The following is a 662-nucleotide window of genomic DNA, read 5'->3' on the forward strand; positions in this document are numbered from 1 at the left end:
CAGACAAATACACACCAGAATATGCAGATACACTTGTAACACCAGGAAAACCTGCAACAGTAACACCTACATTCAAAGGTAAAGATAATGCAGAAACTAAAGCTCCAGAAGGTGCTACATATAGTATCCCATCAGACTTTAAGGCTCCAGAAGGCTATACTGTAACAATTGATCCAAATACAGGTGCAATCACTACTGAAGCTAAACCAGGAACAACAATTGAAGAAGTTGACGTACCTGTCACAGTAACATACAAAGATAAATCAACTGATTCAGTGACAGCTAAATTTAAGTTGGATACTGATGGTGACGGAATTCCAGATGTGACTGACGACGATGATGATAACGACGGTGTGAAAGATACTGACGAAACAACAGATGGTACAAACACTAAAGATCCAAACTCAATTGCTTCAAAAATCACTCCAATTGATGATCAAACAGGTGTAGTAGGAAAAGAAATCACACCAGTTACTGTCACAGTAGAGAAAATTCCTACAGATGGTTCTGTCAAGGTTGAAGGTCTTCCAGATGGTGTTTCTTACGATCCAGCAACAAAACAAATTACTGGAACACCAACAACCGAAGGTGTATCAAAAGTAACTGTCACAGTTCTAGGTAAGGATGGAAATCCAGTTAAAGGTGCTGACGGAAAACCTGTA

General features: G+C 39.3%; 1 protein-coding gene. It reads left to right on the forward strand.

What is annotated here, in order from left to right; all coding sequences use genetic code 11:
* On the forward strand, positions 1–662 hold a 662-nt coding region (locus tag HMPREF2933_RS00565; protein ID WP_186821705.1), incomplete at both ends, for a YPDG domain-containing protein.

The organism is Streptococcus sp. HMSC066F10 (assembly GCF_001813805.1).
Lineage (GTDB): Bacteria > Bacillota > Bacilli > Lactobacillales > Streptococcaceae > Streptococcus > Streptococcus vaginalis.